We start from the raw sequence: 18,159 nt of genomic DNA, 5'->3' as shown, positions 1-18,159 counted from the left end.
GCATGGCGCGGGCCGAGGCCGCGCCACTGTCCATGACATGGGCGCAGTCCCGGTCGCCGCCGGTTTCCTTCGGGTCAGATACGCCTATCAAGCAGCCATGTTCGGTTGCCGGAACGCCGCTTCCATCTCGCGGCGCACCCGCACGGCAAGACTGTCGGGATCGTACTCCACGTCCTCCCATTTCAGGCGCTGACCTTGCTCGATATCGGTCTTGAGCTTGACATGGTGGGCGAGGCCGAGCGGCAAGTAACCCTGCTTCAGCGAAGCGTCGGCAGGGGTCTGCTTGCCCCAGACGCAGAAGCCGCCCTCGCCATCGAGCATCTCGCCGGCCTTCAGCTTGCGCTTGGCGGTCGCGACGACGTCCGAATTGAATACGATCGGCGCACCCGTCGGCTCCTTGCGCAACGCCGCGGAGGCGACGGAGATTCCGAGCTCCAGCCCGATCATGTGAATCGGGCGGTACAGCGAGGCATATTTGCCGGTCTTGTCCGGCAGCATGCTGTATTCGCGGAAGCATTCCTCGGAATAGGCGCTGTCGGTCTCGAATACGACATAGGTCCCCATCACGAGGCTCTGCGGCACGTCGGAGCCGTCACGATAGACCGAGGACGTGACCTCGGTGACGCCCGACTTCTCCAGCATGCCGCCGTCGGCTTTCGGCTTGCAGATCTCGGCGTGCTCGAACCGTGTCGCCGGCGGGAACGACAGGCCCTCGCTCTGCGCATGCAGCCCGGTCGCATTACACACGGCCGTCATCTCGATGCCCGACTTGGTGCCGTCGACGAAGGAGTTGAACATCTTCGGGTTGATCGAGTTGCGATCCTTGATCTTCATGTATTTGTCGAGGATGTCCCAGACCGTATCCGGCGTCGACTGGTGATAGGTCGGGTGGTAGCGCGTGCCCTTGCCGGCCGCGACGACCTTGAAGCCGGCCGCGCGCGCCCAATCGACATGATCTGCGATTAGCGCCGGCTGATCGCCCCAGGCGAGTGAATAGACGACGCCGGCCCGCTTTGCCTTGCGCGCCAGAATGGGGCCCGCGACCGCGTCCGCCTCGACATTGACCATCACGATGTGCTTGCCGTTCTCGATCGCCTTCATCGCGAAGCGGATGCCGGCACCAGGATCGCCGGTCGCCTCGATGATCACCTCAATCGCCGGATGGGTGATCAGCGCGTCGGCGTTGTCGGTGACGACGGTGCCACCGTGCTTGAGCGCGTCGTCGATGGAGGTTGCCGCGTATTGCTCTTCCGGCCAGCAACCGAGCTTGAGCTGAGCGCGGGCGCGGGCAGTGTTCAAATCGGCGACACCGACGAGATGCATGCCGTCAGTCTGGCGCACCTGCGACAGGAACATCAGCCCGAATTTTCCGGCTCCGATCAGGCCAATGGTGACAGGCTTGCCGGCTGCCTTGCGTTCCAGCAGCATGCGATGGAGATTCATCTGGATTTCCTTGAAATGTTTCCTCGGGTGACGGCGTTGTTGCAGCCGTGACGTCCGGCCGCGCTCGCCTTGTACGGAAACGTTAGGCAGCGGCGAATCCGAGGGCAATTCAGATTATCTGCGGCGACGATGTAGGCACGCTAAACAATCGACGTGCCCTGCTGCGCGCTCCAGGCGTCGCGTTCCCCGCGCAGCCAGTCGAGGAAGGTCCGGGTCTTGCGGTGGCGCAGATGACCGTGCGGGCAGACGATCCACTGCGTGGTCAGCGCGACCTCCGGCGGATTCTTCACGGGGCAGACCAGCCGCCCGTCGCGTAATTCGCGCCAGGCCAGCAGCTCGCTTTCCAGCCCGATGCCGAGGCCGTCGACGGCGGCGTCGATCGCCATGTGGCTGCGGTCGAACAGCACGCGCTTCCAGCGTTCCGCAGGCTCGATGCCGGCCTCCGTGAACCAGCGGGGCCATTGCATCTGCGATTTCACCGAATGGATCAGCCGGTGCTCGAGCAGGTCCCGGGCTGCGAGGCTGCCCGCCGCGAAGAACGAGGGTGCGCACAACGGAAAGAAGCGCTCCTTGCCGAGGCTTTCGACGAACAGGCCGGGCCAGCCGCCTTCGCCGTGGCGGATCTCCAGGTCGACATTCTCCTTGCGAAAATCGGTCGGCTCGTTGGTGCCGTCGAGTCGCAATTCGATGTCCGGATTGGCGTCGACGAAGCTGGCAAGCCGCGGCAGCAGCCATTTACTCGATACACTCGGCGCTGCGCGCACCGTCAGCGTGGTGGCGGAGCGGATGCCACGGACATGCCGTGTCACGTCGGTGACGTGCTCGATCTCGCGGCTGATCATCTCGAAATAGCGCTCGCCGGCCTCGGTCAGCGTGATGTTGCGCCCGACGCGCGAAGTCAGCGCCGTGCCGAGATGCAGCTCCAGCGCCTGGATCTGCTGGCTGACGGCCGACGGCGTCACCCGCAATTCGTCCGCCGCACGGGAAATGCTGCCCGCGCGCGCCACCGCGTGGAAGACGATGATGGCGCGGAACGGTATCTGCATCAGAAAACCTTTTAGGCCAGCTAAAGTGACGGCGAATATAATTCAATTGTCGCCCATGGCCAGCGATCTAGGCTTGGCTCAAGGCAATCCGCGACAGACGGGTGCCATCGAGGAAACAGGACGGCGCCGAGCGCCGGCTCGCCCCGGGGGAAGGAACGCAAGACCAGCCCTTTCACCAGACAAGCGATTTTGACGACACCGGCGCAGCCAGGCCTGCGCGCGGCAACGAGCACGTGCGCCGGCAAAGGCGCCACACGAGACCATCAGGGAGGACCAACGATGTCGGGCAAGCGCCACAGGATCTCACGCCGCAACTTCATGGTGGCGGCTGCCGCCGTTCCACTGGTCGCCATTCGCACCAGGCCGGCGCAGGCCGCGGAGTTCGAATACAAGCTCGCCACCGGCCAGTCGCTGACACAGCCGATCAACACCCGCCTCGATCAGGCCGCAAAGCGGATCAGGGAGGCGAGTGGCGGCCGGCTGGAGATCAAATTCTTTCCGGCCTCGCAGCTCGGCTCGGACACCGACCTGTTGACCCAGATCCGCAGCGGCGGCGTCGATTTCCTCAACATCGCCGGCTCCGTGCTGTCGACGGTGGCGCCGATCGCCGGCATCGCCAATGTCGGCTTCGCATTCTCGGACTACGGTCAGGTCTGGAATGCGATGGACGGCGACCTCGGCAAGCTGATCGCAAGCCAGATCGAGAAAACCGGCGCGCTGGTGATGGCCAAGCCCGCCGACAACACGTTCCGGCAGATTTCCTCGTTCACCAAGCCGATCAAGACGCCGGCCGATCTCGCCGGCTACCGCATCCGCGTGCCGGTATCGCCGATCTTCACCTCGCTGTTCAAATCGCTGGGCGCCAACCCGACCTCGATCAACTTCAACGAATTGTACACGGCACTTCAAACCCATCTCGTGGACGGCCAGGAGAACGGCCTCGTTACCATCGAGGCCGGCAAGATCTACGAGGTGCAGAAATACATCTCCGAGACCAACCACATCTGGGATCCCTTCTTCATCCTCGGCAACCGCCGCTCGGTGAAGGCGCTGCCCGACGAGTTGCAGGGGATCGTCCGGCGTGAATTCGACCAGGCCGCGATGGAGCAGCGCGCCGACACCGCCAAGCTCAATATGACACTGAAGGACCAGCTGGTCGCCAAGGGCATCACCTTCGAGGCCTCCGACAAGGAGGCGTTCCGCAAGGGGCTGTCGACGGCCGGCTTCTACAAGGAATGGCGCGGCAAGTTCGGCGAGGACAATTGGAAGACGCTGGAGGCCGCGGCCGGAGCACTGGCATGAGCGCCGTGATCGACATGCAGGAAACGGCGAGGCTCGGTAAAGCACAGCCGTTGCCCGGACGCTGGCTGGAGCAGTCGCTGCGCTGGCTGGTGGAGGTTCCGGCCGCGATCGCCGTCGTCGCCGAGGTCATCATCCTGTTCGCCGGCATCGTCGCGCGCGGAGTCTTCCACCGGCCGATCATCTGGTCGGACGAGCTCGCCTCCATCCTGTTCCTGTGGCTGGCGATGCTGGGCAGCGCGATCGCGGTGCAGCGCTCGGCGCACATGCGCCTGACCTTCTTCACCTCGTACCTGTCGCCGCGCGCCGAGGCCTGGGCCTCGACGCTCGCGGCCGGCGGGGTAGCGCTGTTTCTCGCGATCATCCTGCATCCCGCGCTGGACTATGTGGAGGACCAGGCCTTCGTCGAGACGCCGGCGCTCGGCTGGTCAGGCATGGTCCGCGCTGCGGCCATCCCGGCCGGCTGCATCATCGCGCTCGCCAGCATCTGCCTCACCCTGGTCAAGCGGTCGGCGAAGGACCTGCTCGGCGTCGCCGTCCTGTTCGCGGCGATGGCCGGCGTGCTCTATCTCGCAGGTCCCTCGCTGAAGTCACTCGGCAACTGGAATTTGCTGATCTTCTTCGTCGGCCTGCTCGGATGCGCCGTGATGGCGGGCGTGCCGATCGCGTTTTCCTTCTGTCTTGCGACCGTCGCCTTCCTGCTGACCACGACACGGACGCCGCTCCTGGTCGTCGTCGGACGGATCGACGAGGGCATGAGCTCATTGATCCTGCTCGCGGTGCCGCTGTTCGTGCTGCTGGGACAGCTGGTCGAGCAGACCGGCATGGCGCGCGTCATGGTCGCGTTCCTCGCCTCCGTGCTCGGCCATGTCCGCGGCGGACTGTCCTACGTGATGCTCGGTGCCATGCTGCTGGTCTCGGGCATCTCCGGCTCCAAGACCGCCGACATGGCTGCGATCGCGCCGGTGCTGTTTCCCGAGATGCGCAAGCGAGGCATGAAGGATGGAGAGCTGGTCTCGCTGCTTGCGGCGTCGGGCGCGATGAGCGAGACCATTCCGCCGTCGATCGTGCTAATCGCGATCGCCTCCGTCACCGGCGTGTCGATCGCGGCGCTGTTCACCGCTGGCATCCTGCCGGGGATCGTGCTGGCGATCGTGCTCGGCTTCGTCGCGCGCTATCGGGCGGGCGCGGAGGAGAATGCAGCGATCAGGGTCGCGCGGGCACCCATGTCGGTCGTGGCAAAGACGTTGTGGGCCGCGCTCCCGGCCCTGGCCTTGCCGTTCCTGATCCGCAGCGCGGTGGTGGAGGGCTATGCGACCGCTACCGAAGTTTCGACCATCGGCATCGCCTATTGCCTCGTGCTCGGCCTGATCGTCTATCGCGGCAGCCTGACCTGGAAGAATGTGCTGCCGATGCTGGTGCAGACCGCCTCGCTGTCCGGCTCGATCCTGTTCATCGTGGGGGCTGCGAGCGCGATGGCCTGGGCGCTGGCGCAATCCGGCTTCTCGCATGATCTGGCCGCGCGCATGGCCGGCGTGCCCGGCGGCGCCTGGGGCTTCCTGCTGATCTCGGTGGTGGCCTTCATCGTGCTCGGCAGCGTGCTGGAGGGCATCCCGGCGATCGTGCTGTTCGGCCCGCTGCTGTTTCCGGTGGCTGCGCAGTTCGGCATCCACGAGGTGCATTATGCCATGGTGGTGATTTTGGCGATGGGCCTCGGCCTGTTCGCACCGCCATTCGGCCTTTGCTACTACGCCGCCTGCATCATCGGCAACGTTCCGCCTGACGCAGGCATGCGCAGGATCTGGATCTATCTCGCCTGGCTGTTCCTCGGCCTGCTGCTGATCACCTTCGTGCCCTGGATATCGCTGGTGTTTCTATGAGGCTCGCAAGTGAGGCCGTTCCGCGCGGCACCTTCCGTCAAGCCGAAATCTGCTTCTCTGCGATGTTCAGCCATTCGGCCTGCGCGTCGCGCAGATATTTTGGCGCGCGGCGCATCTGGATCAGGAGCTCGTTGAAGACGACGCGCGCCTCCTGGGTGCGGCCGACCATCTGCAGCAGCATGCCGTAGCGCACCCGCGCTTCGGCGCCGGGGAAATAGCCGGCGACGGCGTGATATTCCTCCAGCGCCTCGTCGAGCCGGCCGACCTCCGCAAGCGCGCGGGCATAGAGCAGATGCGCGTCGGCGGAGTCGAAATCAGGCCATTGCTTCTGCAGATCGTCCAGCGTCGCCAGCGCATCGGCCGGGCGCTTGGCTGAAAACTCGGCCTGCGCCTTGCCGAGCGCATAGGCGGGATCGTGGCCCATCGGCAGCGCCAGGATGTGATCGTAGTGCTGCTCGGCTTCACCATAGCGGCCGATCTTCACACATTCCTCGGCGAGCGCCGCACGGTTGGCGATGGTATCGGTGACGGCGAGCCGGTCAGAGAGCTCGCGATAACGCTTCTCCGGATCGAGCCGGTTGGCGACGCGCTGGCGCGCCTGCCGTGCGCCGGGGCTCGAAAACCATTCCGGGATGAGCTCGACCGCGATATAGGCGAGCGCGCCCATCATCGGCACCAGCAGGATGATGAAAGCCCAGGGCCGCAACCGCCCGGTACGCGAGGCGTGATAGATCAACGTGAGATCGAGCAGCAGAACGATCAAAGCGACGGGCATGTGACATCCACGAGCACAACGACAGCGCAGGCCTCCTGATATCGCAACCGCCGCGTTGAGACAACTTTGAGTTGCTGCCCTGTGCTGAAATCCGCGACACCCGATGCATGCGCCTTGATGGCGACGAGGACTCAGTCGTCCTGAACGCGATGGAGGTTCACGAGGGAATCGGCATCATGCGCGGCAAACTGCATCGAGCAGCAATCCGCTCGCCAATTGTCGAAACGCGTCCACGGCCTTGTTCAGCACGGTTCTCGGATCGTCGGCTGCGGCGACCCATAAAGCGGCACTGAGCGCGGCGCCGTTCAGCAATCGCCCCGCCGCTTCAACATCCACGGGCTTCACCACCTTCTCCTCGATCAGTGACCGGATCGTTCGCATGGTGATATCCAGACAGGCATTCTCGCCGGGCCACTTGGATGGATCGCCGAGTACGGCAGGCCCATCCAGAAGCATGATGCGCTGAATTTCAGGATCGAGCGCCATTTCGATATAGGCACTGCCCTCTGCGAGCAGGCCTTGCCACAAGGTGGGCGCTTGCTCGCGGATCGCCCGCAGCCGTTCCGCCATTTCGCCATCGATCTGCTCGACCACGGCCCAGAGCAGCCCCTTCTTGTCTTCGAAATTGTGATAGAGCGCGCCCCGCGTCAGCCCGACCGAGGCCGTCAGCTCATCCATCGACGCGTCTGCATAACCCTGCGTGGCGAACGCCCTGCGCGCGGCGCGGATGAGCTTGGCCCGATTTTCCGCCATGGCTGCGGCCCGCTTTCCCTCGACCATGCTCGCTCCGTTTTCCTATTGACATACGTCGCGTATGTGAGAAAGAAGCTCACATACGAAGCGTATATGAACGATGTCGCGGCCGGCACCGCAAGGCAATTCGGCCTCCTGCCCTCTATTCTTTCGAAAGGCTCAAAACATGCTCCAACGCGAGGCAATCTTCCCCGCCAACCGCCATGCGCTTTACCAAGCGCATCGGTATTCCCCAGCGATCCGCTCCGGCGACCTGCTCTTCGTTTCGGGGCAGGTCGGCAGTCGTGACGACGGCTCACCCGAGCCGGTGTTCGAGGACCAGATCCGGCGTGCCTTTGCCAATTTGCGCGCCGTGCTCGCAGCTGCAGGATGCACCCTGGACGATGTGGTGGATGTCACCACGTTTCACACCGACCCTGAAAAGCAGATCGAGACCGTGATGGCCGTCCGCAGCGCGGAAATCGGTGATGCCCCGTATCCGAACTGGACAGCTGTTGGCGTGAATTGGCTTGCCGGGTTCGACTTCGAGATCAAGGTCGTCGCCCGGATTCCTTCAGCCGCGTAAAGCCGTCTCCCGCCTATGCGGGAGCCGCCTACGGCTTGGCGTCATCAGCCAGCATCTTGCGATACTTCTCGACGTCGCGCGTCACGAGCTTTTGCAACACCTCGGGCGTCTGCTCATCGGGATCGGGCGCAACCGTCGACAGGTCCGCGAAACGCTTCTTCACCGCCTCGGTCTCGACGGCGGTGCGCGCGGCAGCATTCAGCTTGGCGATGATGGCCGGCGGCGTGCCCTTGGGCGCGAACAGGCCGTTCCAGCCCTGCGCCTCGAACTCGGGCAGGCCGGCTTCGGCCGACGTCGGCAGGTCCGGCACCAGCTTCTCGTTGATCGACTGCGAGACGGAAGCCGCGGCATCGCAGACGCCGTCGATCTGGCTGCCGACCGCATCGGTCAGCGCGGGCGCGGCGCCGCGATAGCCGACCAGTGTCGCGTCGATTCCCGCCGCGGTGACGAAGCTCTTGCAGATCAGGTAATTCGAGGAGCCGACGCCGGCATGGCCGAGATTGATCTTGCCCGGATTGGCCTTGGCGTAAGCGATGAACTCGTTCAAATTCTTCGCCGGAAAATCCTTGCGCAGCGCGATGATGCCAAACGTCTTCGCCACCATGGCGATCGGCACGAAGGAGTCGGGCGTGAACGGCAGTTTCGGATAGATCGTGTAGGTCGCGGCATTGGTGCCGGCATTGCCGATCGCGATGGTGTAGCCATCAGGCTCGGCGCGGGAGGCGCGAGCCAGCGCGGTCGAGCCGCCGGCGCCCGCAACGTTCTCGATCACGATGGTCTGGCCGAGCGCGATGCCCATCTGCTCGGCGACCGTGCGCGCGATCACGTCCGAGGTGTCGCCGGCCGCGAACGGCACGATCATGGTGATGGGACGCTTGGGGAAATCCTGCGCGAATGCGGCCGTTGCAAACGCAACGACGGCAATGGCGGCCGACAGCCGCTTCACCACGAACGAGATCACGCGGCCTTTTCCAGATGCGCGGTGAGGCCGGCGAACAGGCCGCGGCCGTCGGTGCAGCCCATGATGTCTTCGACGTGGTTTTCCGGATGCGGCATCATGCCGAGCACGTTGCCCCTGTCGTTGACGATCCCGGCGATCGACTGCGCGGCGCCGTTGATGTTGCTGATGTCGTCGATGCTGCCGTCAGCCGCGCAGTAGCGATAGAGCACCCGGCCCTCGCCTTCGAGCCGCCTGATGGTCTCTTCGTCCGCCGCGTAATTGCCCTCGCCATGGGCGACGGGCACACGGATCACCTGACCGGCATTGTAGCCGCGCGTGAACGGCGTGTCGGAGCGCTCGACGCGCAGATGCACGTCCTTGCAGATGAATTTCAGCCGCGCATTGCGCATCAGGATGCCCGGCAGCAGGCCGGACTCGCAGAGGATCTGGAAGCCGTTGCAGACGCCGAGCACGAGGCCGCCCTTGGCCGCATAGTCGCGCACCGCATCCATCACCGGCGAGCGCGCCGCGATCGCCCCGCAGCGAAGATAGTCGCCGTAGGAGAAGCCGCCCGGCACGACGACGAGGTCGGTGCCCGATGGCAGCGACGTCTCTGCGTGCCAGACCATCGCCGGCTCATGGCCCGAGATCAGCCTCAGCGCGCGCGCCATGTCGCGCTCGCGGTTGATTCCGGGAAAGACGAGGATGGCGGCTTTCATGTTCGGGTTCCGGCGGTGCTGGGAATCGGGCTGGCCGAAGGGCCAATTCGCGAAGAGACATAGCCATTTGACGGGGATTTTACCAGTGCTAGCCTTGCCGGGCGGCCTTGTACACAGGCCATAGCCACGGCACTTTGCCCGACGATCTTGCCCGGGATTGAAGCCATGAACGTCCCGTCGCGGCCCGCATCCCCCTCCGAGCCGGTGTCCACCGAAGGCGTCGTCGCTGCCGGCGCCTATGTCGACGGAAGGCGCGTTGCCAACATCGCCATCAGCGAAGCGTCGAGCTGGCGGGCCAAGCCCGGCCACGTGGTCTGGATCGGCCTGCATGAGCCCGACATGGCGCTGCTCGGCGCGGTACAGAAGCAGTTCGACCTGCACGAGCTCGCGATCGAGGACGCCAACCACGCCCATCAGCGGCCCAAGATCGAGCAATATGGCGAGGACCTGTTCATCGTGGCGCGCACCGCGCAACTGATCGAAGGCCGCATCGCCTTCGGCGAGACCCACATCTTCGTCGGCGACGGCTATCTGGTCTCGGTGCGCCACGGCGCCTCGACGTCCTACACGCCGGTGCGCGAACGCTGCGAGAGCTGCCCGCGGGCGCTCGCCCGCGGCGAGGACTACATCCTCTATGCCATTCTCGATTTCATCGTCGATAATTACTCGCCCGTGCTGGAGAGCATTCACGAAGAGGTCGAGGGCATCGAGGACGACGTGCTCGCCCACGCGATCACCAATGCGCAGATCGAGCGGCTCTACATGCTGCGCCGTGACCTGCTACGGCTCCGCAACGCGATCGGACCGCTGGTGGAGGTCTGCCGCCGGCTCGAGCACGACGAGCTGTCGATGGTGCGCGCGACGATGCAGCCCCTGTTCCGCGACGTTACCGACCACGTCAGGAACATCCAGGAGCGCATCGATTCCATGCGCGAGGTGCTGGCCTTCGCCTTCGAGGCGAGCCTCCTGGTCGGCCAGGCGCAGGAGACGGCGGTCTCGAAGAGGCTCGCCTCTTGGCTCGCGATCCTTGCCGTCCCGACCGCCGTCGCCGGCATCTATGGGATGAACTTCAAATACATCCCCGAGCTGCAGTGGGAATACAGCTACTTTGTCGTCATGGGGCTGATGGCGCTCGCCTGCGTCGGCCTGTACTGGCGCTTCCGCCGCGTCGGCTGGCTGTGAGGCGGGACCGCCTGGTCGACATCGCGACCAGGCTCCTCGGTAGACTTATACGATCTCGACCCGATAATTCTCGATCACGGTGTTCGCCAAGAGCTTGTCGGCGGCGTCCTTCAGCACCGCTTCCGCCTTGGCCTTGTCGGCGCCGGCGAGCTCGATGTCGAACACCTTGCCCTGGCGGACGCTGGCGACGCCATCGACGCCGAGCGACTTCAGCGCGCCTTCGATGGCCTTGCCTTGCGGGTCGAGGATGCCCGTCTTCAGGGTAACGGTAACACGTGCCTTCACGTCAAAATCCTCTTCAGCTCTTCACCAGCACGGGACCCGTGCCCTGCGGACGCTCGTTCTCCATGAGGATGCCGAGGCGCTTGGCGACTTCCGTGTAGGCCTCGAGCAGGCCACCGAGGTCGCGGCGGAAACGGTCCTTGTCGAGCTTCTCGTTCGACTTGATGTCCCACAGACGGCAGCTGTCCGGCGAGATCTCGTCGGCGACGATGATGCGCATCATCTCGTTCTCGAACAGCCGGCCGCACTCCATCTTGAAGTCGACGAGGCGGATGCCGATGCCGAGGAAGAGGCCGGTGAGGAAGTCGTTGACGCGAATGGCGAGCGCCATGATGTCGTCGATCTCCTGCGGCGTCGCCCAGCCGAACGCGGTGATGTGCTCTTCCGACACCATGGGGTCGTTGAGCTGGTCGTTCTTGTAATAGAACTCGATGATCGAGCGCGGCAGCTGCGTGCCCTCCTCGATGCCGAGGCGCTGCGACAGCGAGCCGGCGGCGACGTTCCGCACCACCACCTCCAGCGGCACGATCTCGACCTCGCGAATCAGCTGCTCGCGCATGTTGAGGCGGCGGATGAAATGGGTCGGCACCCCGATGTCGTTGAGGTGCTGAAACAGGTACTCCGAGATCCGGTTGTTGAGGACACCCTTGCCCTCGATCACCTGGTGCTTCTTGGCATTGAACGCGGTGGCGTCGTCCTTGAAGTGCTGGATCAGGGTGCCGGGCTCGGGACCTTCATAGAGTACCTTTGCCTTGCCTTCATAAATGCGACGCCGACGGCTCATGGGGATGTACCGTGTTTTGTTGAAATCCATGTATTTGGTGTGCTCCGGTTACCAGGTTACGACCCACAGCGGAGCTGCCGTGAACGGCCCGGAACCCATCTGAAACCCAAGGAAAACCTGAGGAAACAGAACGGGAACTAAGCCTTCAGGCAACCTATCCGATTGGCTGTCGCAGCACAATCGATCCGGCTTGTCCGAGGCTGACTTATACCGCCTTGCCTGCGGCTTAACGGCTCGTTGTTTTGCCGATTCCTGCCCTCTATCTAGGCATGCGCATGGGCCCCCGCAACGAGGCTGACCGGGCCCGGAAAGCTAAGGAATTGGAAGAGGCATGAGCGAAATCAACAAGCGCCAGGAAGGCTTTGAGAAGAAGTTCGCCCTCGACGAGGAGCAGAAATTCAAGGCGGAAGCCCGCCGCAACCGGCTGCTCGGGCTGTGGGCGGCCGAAAAGCTCGGAATCACCGGCGAGGCCGCCACCGCCTATGCCAAGGAGGTCGTCGCGGCCGATTTCGAGGAGGCCGGCGATGGCGACGTCCTGCGCAAGGTCATGGGCGATTTCGCCGCCAAGAACGTCGCCGTCACCGAGCAGGCGATTCGGACCAAGATGAGCGAGCTGCTCGCGGTCGCGGCCGCCGAGGTGAAAGCCGGGACATAGCTCCCGAAAGCATGATCCGGAAAAGTGCGTAGCGGTTTTCCCTCGCGACAAACGCGTTACGCGTTTGCGCGGAGATCATGCGCAAACCACAAGCTAAAGCGCGATGACGATTCATCCTGATCGCGTCGCGCTTGAGATCGACCAACGACGCGTGGCGAAGACAGCAGCTCTCTTCGCTACCTCGCCACGCGCTTGCTCGAAAACTCCCGCCGGATGATCTCCAGCAGACGCCGCGAGGCGGCACTGAGGAAACCGCCGCGCCTGACAACCGCGACGACGTCATGACTTGCGGTGAGATTGCCGACGCGAATCGTCGCGATCGCGCCCGAGCCCAATTCTTCCGCCGCGTTGCTCTGTGACAGCAACGCGATCCCGAACCCGGCTTCGACCAGGCGCTTCTGCGCGGTGAGGCTGTCGACAGCGGTCCATTCGATCTCGCCGAGCCCTGCGCTCTGGAACAGCGCAAAGACGTGCGAGGCCGTGATCTCACGGCGGCCCGGCACTTCCGGAAAGGCGATCCATTTCTCGTCGCCGAGATCGGCGAGCTTCGCCACCCGCTTGCCCGCCAGCGGATGATCCGGCGCGCACACCACCTGCAGCGGCTCGGCAAACAGCAACTCGCAATCAAGATCGGCCGAGCGGTCGCGGTCGTAGCGCAGGCCGATGGTCGCCTCCCCGCGCCGGATCAGATCAGAGACCTCGGCGCTGGTCGCCGTGCGCAGCGTCAGCGCCACATCCGGATGCCGGGCGACGAAGCGCTTGAGCACCCGGGAGAGCCTGCCGCCCGCGAGCGTACCGGTCACCGCCAGCGACACCGGCCCGGCACTGTCGCGCAGCAGCGCACGTACCGCGTTCTCGGCGTCCTGCGCCGCTGCCACCGCCCGTTCGGCATAGGGCACCATGACGCGACCGGCATCGCTGAGCCGCGTCTTGCCCGCGACCCGCTCGAACAGCGGCACGCCGAGCTCCTGCTCGAGAAGCGCGATACGCCGCGAGATCGCCGGCTGCGAGCGATGCAGCGCCTTTGCAGCGTTCGAGATGCCGCCGCGCCGGTGCACCACCAGGAACGTGTTCAGCGCGTCGCTGTCCATGCCGGACCTCATGCAAAAAGCTGATGATATCGAGAGGAATAACAAATTTGGCTGATGGACGAAACCGTCCTATCGCTGCTGTGCGACACGAGACCGACAGGAGCCCCCATGCGCACCCAGGCCGACAAGGCAGCACGATTTCGCGAATTGCATCAGCGCCCCGGCGCCTTCGTCATCCCGAACCCCTGGGATGCCGGCACCGCAAAACTGCTGGCGTCGATGGGGTTCGAGGCGCTGGCGACGACGAGCCTTGGCCTTGCCAATACCCTCGGCAGCACGACCGTCAGCCTCGACGCCATCCTTGAAAACTGCCGGATCATCGCCGAGGCGACCGATCTTCCCGTCAACGCCGACCTCGAAAACTGTGGCGCCGACGATCCGAAGACCGCGGCAAAGGCCATCACGCGCGCGGCGGAGGCCGGGTGCGTCGGCGGCTCGATCGAGGATTTTACCGGCGATCCGCGCAAGCCGATCTACGATTTCCACCTCGCGGTCGAACGCGTGCAGGCCGCCGTCGAGGCGGCGCGCGCGCTCCCCTTCCCATTCACGCTGACGGCCCGCGCCGAGAACCTGCTGAAGGGCAGCAGCGATCTCGACGACACGATCCGGCGGCTACAGGCCTTCGAGGCCGCCGGTGCCGACGTGCTGTATTCGCCGGGGGTCCACGACATCGAGACCATCCGCACCGTGGCCTCGTCGGTCAAAAAGCCCTTCAACCTGGTGATGGGCTTTGCCGATCCCACGCTGACCGTCGAGCAGATTGCCGCCGCCGGCGTCAAGCGCATCAGCGTGGGCGGCGCCATGGCCCGCGTTGCGCTGGCAGCGTTTCTCAATTGCGCCCACGAAATGAAGGATCGGGGCGCGTTTACCTATGTCCGCGAAATGGCCCCGATGAAGGAGGTGCGGGCTGCATTTGGCTGACCGCCCCCGGCCGGCGCGGAACAGCCGCGTCGCCTCGGTCCGGCGGGGAATGTGGATGGATGTGCCATGCTGGCGCCCCGGGGCCGGCTCGCGACTTGCAGTCGGCCCCCGGCAATGCCAAATGAGCGGCATGCCTCAGGATCAAATCTCGAACGTCTCGCCGAACGCTATGCCTCGCACGCCATGCGCGCCATCTGGAGCGGCGAAGGCAAGGTTCGCCTCGAACGCGACTATTGGATCGCCGTGCTGAAGGGTCAGCGCGATCTCGGCATCCCGGTGCCGGACGGCGTGATCGAAGCCTACGAGCGCGTCAAGGACCAGGTCGACCTCGCCTCCATCATGCGCCGCGAGCGCATCACCCGCCACGACGTCAAGGCGCGCATCGAGGAGTTCTGCGATCTCGCCGGTCACGAGCACCTGCACAAGGGCATGACCAGCCGCGACCTCACCGAGAACGTCGAGCAGCTCCAGGTCTATCGCGGGCTCCAGCTGATCGAGACCAAGAGCATCGCCGCCCTCATTCGCTTTGCGAGACACGCAAAGCAGTTGCGCGACATGCCGTTCACGGCACGCACGCACAACGTCGCCGCGCAGGTCACGACGCTCGGCAAGCGCATCGCGATGTTCGGCGAGGAGATGCTGCTGGCGCATCAGAGCCTGGTCAATGTGCTCAACACCTATCCCGCGCGTGGCCTGAAGGGCGCGGTGGGCACGCGGCTCGACCAGATCACTTTGTTCAACGGCGATGCCGGCAAGGCCCGCGCGCTCGAGCAGCAGATCCTCAAGCATCTCGGACTGCCCAAGAGCTTTGATGCCGTCGGCCAGGTCTATCCGCGCAGCCTCGACTTCCGGGCGGTCAGCGTGCTGGTCGATCTCGCCAGCGGTCCGGGCAGCTTCGCCAAGACGCTGCGCCTGATGGCCGGCCACGAGCTCGCCAGCGAAGGGTTTGCCAAGGGCCAGGTCGGCTCCTCCGCGATGCCGCACAAGATGAACAGCCGCTCCTGCGAGCGCATCAACGGCCTGCACGTGGTGCTGAAGGGCTATCTCGCGATGGCCGCAGGCCTTTCCGGCGACCAGTGGAACGAGGGCGACGTCTCCTGCTCCGTGGTCCGCCGCGTCATGCTGCCCGATGCATTCCTCGCGATGGACGGCCTGCTCGAGACCCTGCTCTCGGTGCTCGACCAGATGGAGATCTTCGACGCTGTCGTCGCGACCGAGCTCAACCGTTATCTGCCCTTCCTGCTGACCACCACGGTGATGATGGAAGCGGTGAAGAAGGGCGCGGGGCGCGAAGGCGCGCACGAAGCGATCAAGGAGCACGCGGTCGCGGCCATCCGCGACTTGCGCACCGGCAAGATCGTGCAGAACGACCTCTTGCAGCGTCTCGCTGCCGACCAACGTCTTGGCCTGAGCGAAGCCGAGCTGCAGCGCGTGCTCGATCACGGCCGTGCCAATTCCGGCGATGCCGGCGCGCAGGTCGATCACTTCGCCGAGCAGGTCGACGCACTGGCGAAGGCGAAGCCTGAAGCGGCGAGCTACGCGCCGGGCGCGATTTTGTAGGCGAATGGTGAGTAGCGAGTAGCGAATGGAGAAGAAGGTCCATTCGCTACTCGCGATTCGCTATTCGCCCTCTTTAAATCCGTATTCCGGCACGTTGCCGCTGGCGCCGTAATATTTGTACGGCAGGAATTTGCCTGACATCGTGATCTTGACGCGGTCGCCCTTGGGATTGGCGACGCGCTCCATGGCCATGTCGAAGTCGATCGCCGACATGATGCCGTCGCCGAATTCTTCCTCGATCAGCGCCTTCCAGGCCGGGCCGTTCACCATCACCATCTCGTAGAAGCGGTAGATCAAGGGATCGGTCGGCGGCATCGGCGTGCCGGTGCCGCGCATCGGCACCTCGTTGAGCATCGCAACTTCCGCCTTCGACAGTCCGAACAGCTCACCGGCATTCGCCGCCTGCGGCTTTGTCAGTTTCATCTGGCCGAGGATCGCGCCAACGATCAGAACTTCGGAGTAGCCGCCGATCTTCTCGCAGATGTGTTTCCAGCTCCAGCCCTTCTCGCGCTTGATGTCGAGCAGCTTTTCGGTGAGGTCTTCGCGTTTCATGTCAGGGTCCCCTGGCCAGGCACTGTGCCGCCTGCCGCCTTCGGAGGCACGAAACGTGCCAATAAATCAGGCTAGCGCCTCCCACCGGCGCCCTCGCCTCGCTTCGCCAAATCCTCCGTAAACCGCCCGATCGCCGCGAGCACCGGCCGCTGATCGCCGGCAAAGAACCAGTGATCGCTTCCCTCGAGCTCGACGAATTGCGCGCTCTTGATCCGGCTCGCGATATCGCGCCCGGCAGCGATCCGCACGGCCTTGTCGTCCCGCCGATGCAGCACCAATGTCGGCACGGCAATTTGCGCCAGAAGATGCCGCACATCGGCGTCGCGAAACGCATCCAGCACCGCCGAGATGCCGCCGGGGCTGGAGGCGCGCGCAGCAGCCCGACAATCGCCGCGGCGGCTTCATGCACTGATCGCGATCAGCGCAACAGCAGAAGGGCAGAGCGGCGACGCTCTGCCCTTGTCGTGTCGGGGAACACGGGCTTGCTCCGAGGCATCATACTGGCTGGCGCGGAGCGCGTGCGGATAGTCCTGTGACCAGCAGCCCTTGGCCAGCGCGCCGAACAGGATGAGGCCGGCCACGAGCCGCGGTTCATCGACCGCGAATTTGATGCAGGCCGGCCCGCATTCGGATGCGCCAAACAGCACCACGCGACGCGAGTCCGCCGCCCGCAGCACGGTGCCGATATCCTCCGCCGTGACGTCGATGCCGGGGGCCGATCCGACCCGGTCGGACAGTCCGATGCCGCGACGATCGAGAATGATGAGCCGCCCGAGCCTCATCAATGATGCCAGAAACGCCCGGCTCGCGGGATGCTCCCAGACGCGCTCCACATGCGACACGAAGCCGGGCATGACCAGGATATCGAGCGGACCGCTTCCGTAGGTCTGATACGCCAGATGCACGCCGGCGCCCTTGACATAGCGTGTCGTCGGAACGGCATGCGGCGCCGTAGCCGGGCTGAGAAGCGCCTCGGTCTCTGCTTCCGGTGCGACCCCGAGTTCGTCGTGCAGCCGCTGTATCAGCGCCGCATGATGCCGTTCCGCGGCGCTGCGGTCACCGGCCAGCAGCAGGCTGCGGATCAGATGCCGACCGTAGACTTCGCTGAGCGGATCAAGCTCGACCAGGCGTCCTGCAAACGCCGTCGCGGCAGAATGGTCGCCGCCGGCATTCTTGTCCTGCACCAGGCGCTCCAGCGCATGCACCAGCCGTCCTCGCAGCGCCTCCCGGCGATAGAAAGCCCAATCGTCGAATTCAGGCGAATCGTCCGGAGAGAAACCTGCGAGGAAATCGCCGCGATAAATCCGGCACGCCTCTTCGAAGTCACCGCGGTCGCAGGCGCTTTCGAACAATTGCGAATCCAGCTCGAGCTCGACGTCTGGGGACAAACGCACGCTGGTGCGGTCGGTCTCGAACACCGGTTGGCCAAGTGTGAGCTCGATGCGGTGAAGCAGGCGCCGCAATCGCGCAAGGCCTGTCTCACGGGGCGTCTCCGGCCACAGCAGCGTCGCCACGACGTCGCGCGCGACGGCGCCCTTGGCCTCGGCGAGAAAGACCAGCAGCGCAAGCCCCTTGCGCAAGGCGAGCTTGATCGGGCGACCATCGGCGTGAACCCCAGGGAACCCGAACGTCCCCAGCGAGAAGGCCGTCATTGGAAAACCTCTTTCCCCGGCCGGCGTCCCCGGGGGACGCGCAGGGGACGGTCCGGCGAT

Annotated in this window: 17 protein-coding genes and 1 pseudogene; 7 read left to right on the top strand and 11 right to left on the bottom strand. The window is 64.8% G+C overall.

Annotation, left to right across the window (positions count from 1 at the left end):
- Positions 1-87: 87 nt before the first annotated feature.
- Both FOM02_RS08575 and FOM02_RS08570 read right to left on the bottom strand, forming a co-directional pair.
- Positions 88-1,443, bottom strand: a complete 1,356-nt coding sequence (locus FOM02_RS08575) for an NAD(P)H-dependent oxidoreductase (RefSeq protein WP_265441626.1) — start codon at positions 1,441-1,443, stop codon at positions 88-90.
- A 140-nt stretch (positions 1,444-1,583) separates the two neighbouring features.
- Entirely contained in the window at positions 1,584-2,489 is a 906-nt protein-coding gene (locus FOM02_RS08570) for a LysR substrate-binding domain-containing protein (RefSeq protein ID WP_027560245.1), read from the bottom strand.
- 279 nt (positions 2,490-2,768) lie between these two features.
- Between FOM02_RS08570 and FOM02_RS08565 the strand changes: the two genes are divergently transcribed.
- Positions 2,769-3,791 carry a TRAP transporter substrate-binding protein gene (locus FOM02_RS08565; protein ID WP_027560246.1) on the top strand — a complete coding sequence of 341 codons (1,023 nt, stop codon included), beginning with the start codon at positions 2,769-2,771 and terminating at the stop codon, positions 3,789-3,791.
- Between the two features lie 14 nt (positions 3,792-3,805).
- The gene (locus tag FOM02_RS08560; RefSeq protein ID WP_265442170.1) at positions 3,806-5,668 is read left to right on the top strand and encodes a TRAP transporter large permease subunit; all 1,863 of its coding nucleotides are present in this window, start codon (positions 3,806-3,808) and stop codon (positions 5,666-5,668) included.
- 37 nt (positions 5,669-5,705) lie between these two features.
- On the opposite strand, the gene FOM02_RS08555 is transcribed toward FOM02_RS08560, so the two are convergent.
- The gene (locus tag FOM02_RS08555; RefSeq protein WP_265441625.1) at positions 5,706-6,443 is read right to left on the bottom strand and encodes a tetratricopeptide repeat protein; all 738 of its coding nucleotides are present in this window, start codon (positions 6,441-6,443) and stop codon (positions 5,706-5,708) included.
- 174 nt (positions 6,444-6,617) lie between these two features.
- Positions 6,618-7,223, bottom strand: a complete 606-nt coding sequence (locus FOM02_RS08550; protein ID WP_027560249.1) for a TetR/AcrR family transcriptional regulator — start codon at positions 7,221-7,223, stop codon at positions 6,618-6,620.
- 139 nt (positions 7,224-7,362) lie between these two features.
- Between FOM02_RS08550 and FOM02_RS08545 the strand changes: the two genes are divergently transcribed.
- Positions 7,363-7,761 carry a RidA family protein gene (locus tag FOM02_RS08545; RefSeq protein WP_265441624.1) on the top strand — a complete coding sequence of 133 codons (399 nt, stop codon included), beginning with the start codon at positions 7,363-7,365 and terminating at the stop codon, positions 7,759-7,761.
- Positions 7,762-7,789: 28 nt separating this feature from the next.
- On the opposite strand, the gene FOM02_RS08540 is transcribed toward FOM02_RS08545, so the two are convergent.
- Entirely contained in the window at positions 7,790-8,722 is a 933-nt protein-coding gene (locus tag FOM02_RS08540; protein WP_265441623.1) for a tripartite tricarboxylate transporter substrate-binding protein, read from the bottom strand.
- Positions 8,719-9,420, bottom strand: coding sequence for a phosphoribosylformylglycinamidine synthase subunit PurQ (gene purQ, locus FOM02_RS08535; RefSeq protein ID WP_027560252.1), 702 nt, complete (start codon positions 9,418-9,420; stop codon positions 8,719-8,721). Before purQ ends, FOM02_RS08540 begins: the two co-directional genes overlap by 4 nt.
- A 165-nt stretch (positions 9,421-9,585) precedes the next feature.
- Between purQ and FOM02_RS08530 the strand changes: the two genes are divergently transcribed.
- Complete coding sequence (locus tag FOM02_RS08530; protein ID WP_265441622.1) at positions 9,586-10,602, top strand: magnesium and cobalt transport protein CorA; 1,017 nt, start codon at positions 9,586-9,588, stop codon at positions 10,600-10,602.
- A 45-nt stretch (positions 10,603-10,647) separates the two neighbouring features.
- Here the strand turns inward: FOM02_RS08530 and purS are convergent, their stop codons facing one another.
- Both purS and purC read right to left on the bottom strand, forming a co-directional pair.
- On the bottom strand, positions 10,648-10,887 hold the full coding sequence (gene purS, locus FOM02_RS08525; protein WP_027560254.1) for a phosphoribosylformylglycinamidine synthase subunit PurS: 240 nt from the start codon (positions 10,885-10,887) through the stop codon (positions 10,648-10,650).
- 13 nt (positions 10,888-10,900) lie between these two features.
- Positions 10,901-11,668 carry a phosphoribosylaminoimidazolesuccinocarboxamide synthase gene (purC, locus tag FOM02_RS08520; RefSeq protein WP_172782948.1) on the bottom strand — a complete coding sequence of 256 codons (768 nt, stop codon included), beginning with the start codon at positions 11,666-11,668 and terminating at the stop codon, positions 10,901-10,903.
- Positions 11,669-11,999: 331 nt separating this feature from the next.
- Between purC and FOM02_RS08515 the strand changes: the two genes are divergently transcribed.
- On the top strand, positions 12,000-12,323 hold the full coding sequence (locus FOM02_RS08515) for a DUF1476 domain-containing protein (RefSeq protein WP_027560255.1): 324 nt from the start codon (positions 12,000-12,002) through the stop codon (positions 12,321-12,323).
- Positions 12,324-12,499: 176 nt separating this feature from the next.
- Here FOM02_RS08515 and FOM02_RS08510 read toward each other — a convergent pair whose 3' ends face one another.
- Positions 12,500-13,414 (bottom strand): LysR family transcriptional regulator, encoded by a 915-nt coding sequence (locus FOM02_RS08510; RefSeq protein ID WP_092213475.1) that lies wholly within the window; start codon positions 13,412-13,414, stop codon positions 12,500-12,502.
- Positions 13,415-13,522: 108 nt separating this feature from the next.
- Between FOM02_RS08510 and FOM02_RS08505 the strand changes: the two genes are divergently transcribed.
- Entirely contained in the window at positions 13,523-14,335 is an 813-nt protein-coding gene (locus FOM02_RS08505) for an isocitrate lyase/PEP mutase family protein (protein WP_265441621.1), read from the top strand.
- A 114-nt stretch (positions 14,336-14,449) separates the two neighbouring features.
- On the top strand, positions 14,450-15,895 hold the full coding sequence (gene purB / locus FOM02_RS08500; protein WP_265441620.1) for an adenylosuccinate lyase: 1,446 nt from the start codon (positions 14,450-14,452) through the stop codon (positions 15,893-15,895).
- Positions 15,896-15,955: 60 nt separating this feature from the next.
- Here the strand turns inward: purB and cynS are convergent, their stop codons facing one another.
- Positions 15,956-16,447, bottom strand: coding sequence for a cyanase (gene cynS, locus FOM02_RS08495; protein WP_051377715.1), 492 nt, complete (start codon positions 16,445-16,447; stop codon positions 15,956-15,958).
- A gap of 71 nt (positions 16,448-16,518) precedes the next feature.
- Positions 16,519-18,099: pseudogene (locus FOM02_RS08490) on the bottom strand (BTAD domain-containing putative transcriptional regulator).
- Between the last annotated feature and the right edge of the window lie 60 nt (positions 18,100-18,159).

Source organism: Bradyrhizobium sp. SEMIA, assembly GCF_014844175.1.
Lineage (GTDB): Bacteria > Pseudomonadota > Alphaproteobacteria > Rhizobiales > Xanthobacteraceae > Bradyrhizobium > Bradyrhizobium arachidis.
This window is presented reverse-complemented; position numbering and strand designations above follow the sequence as displayed.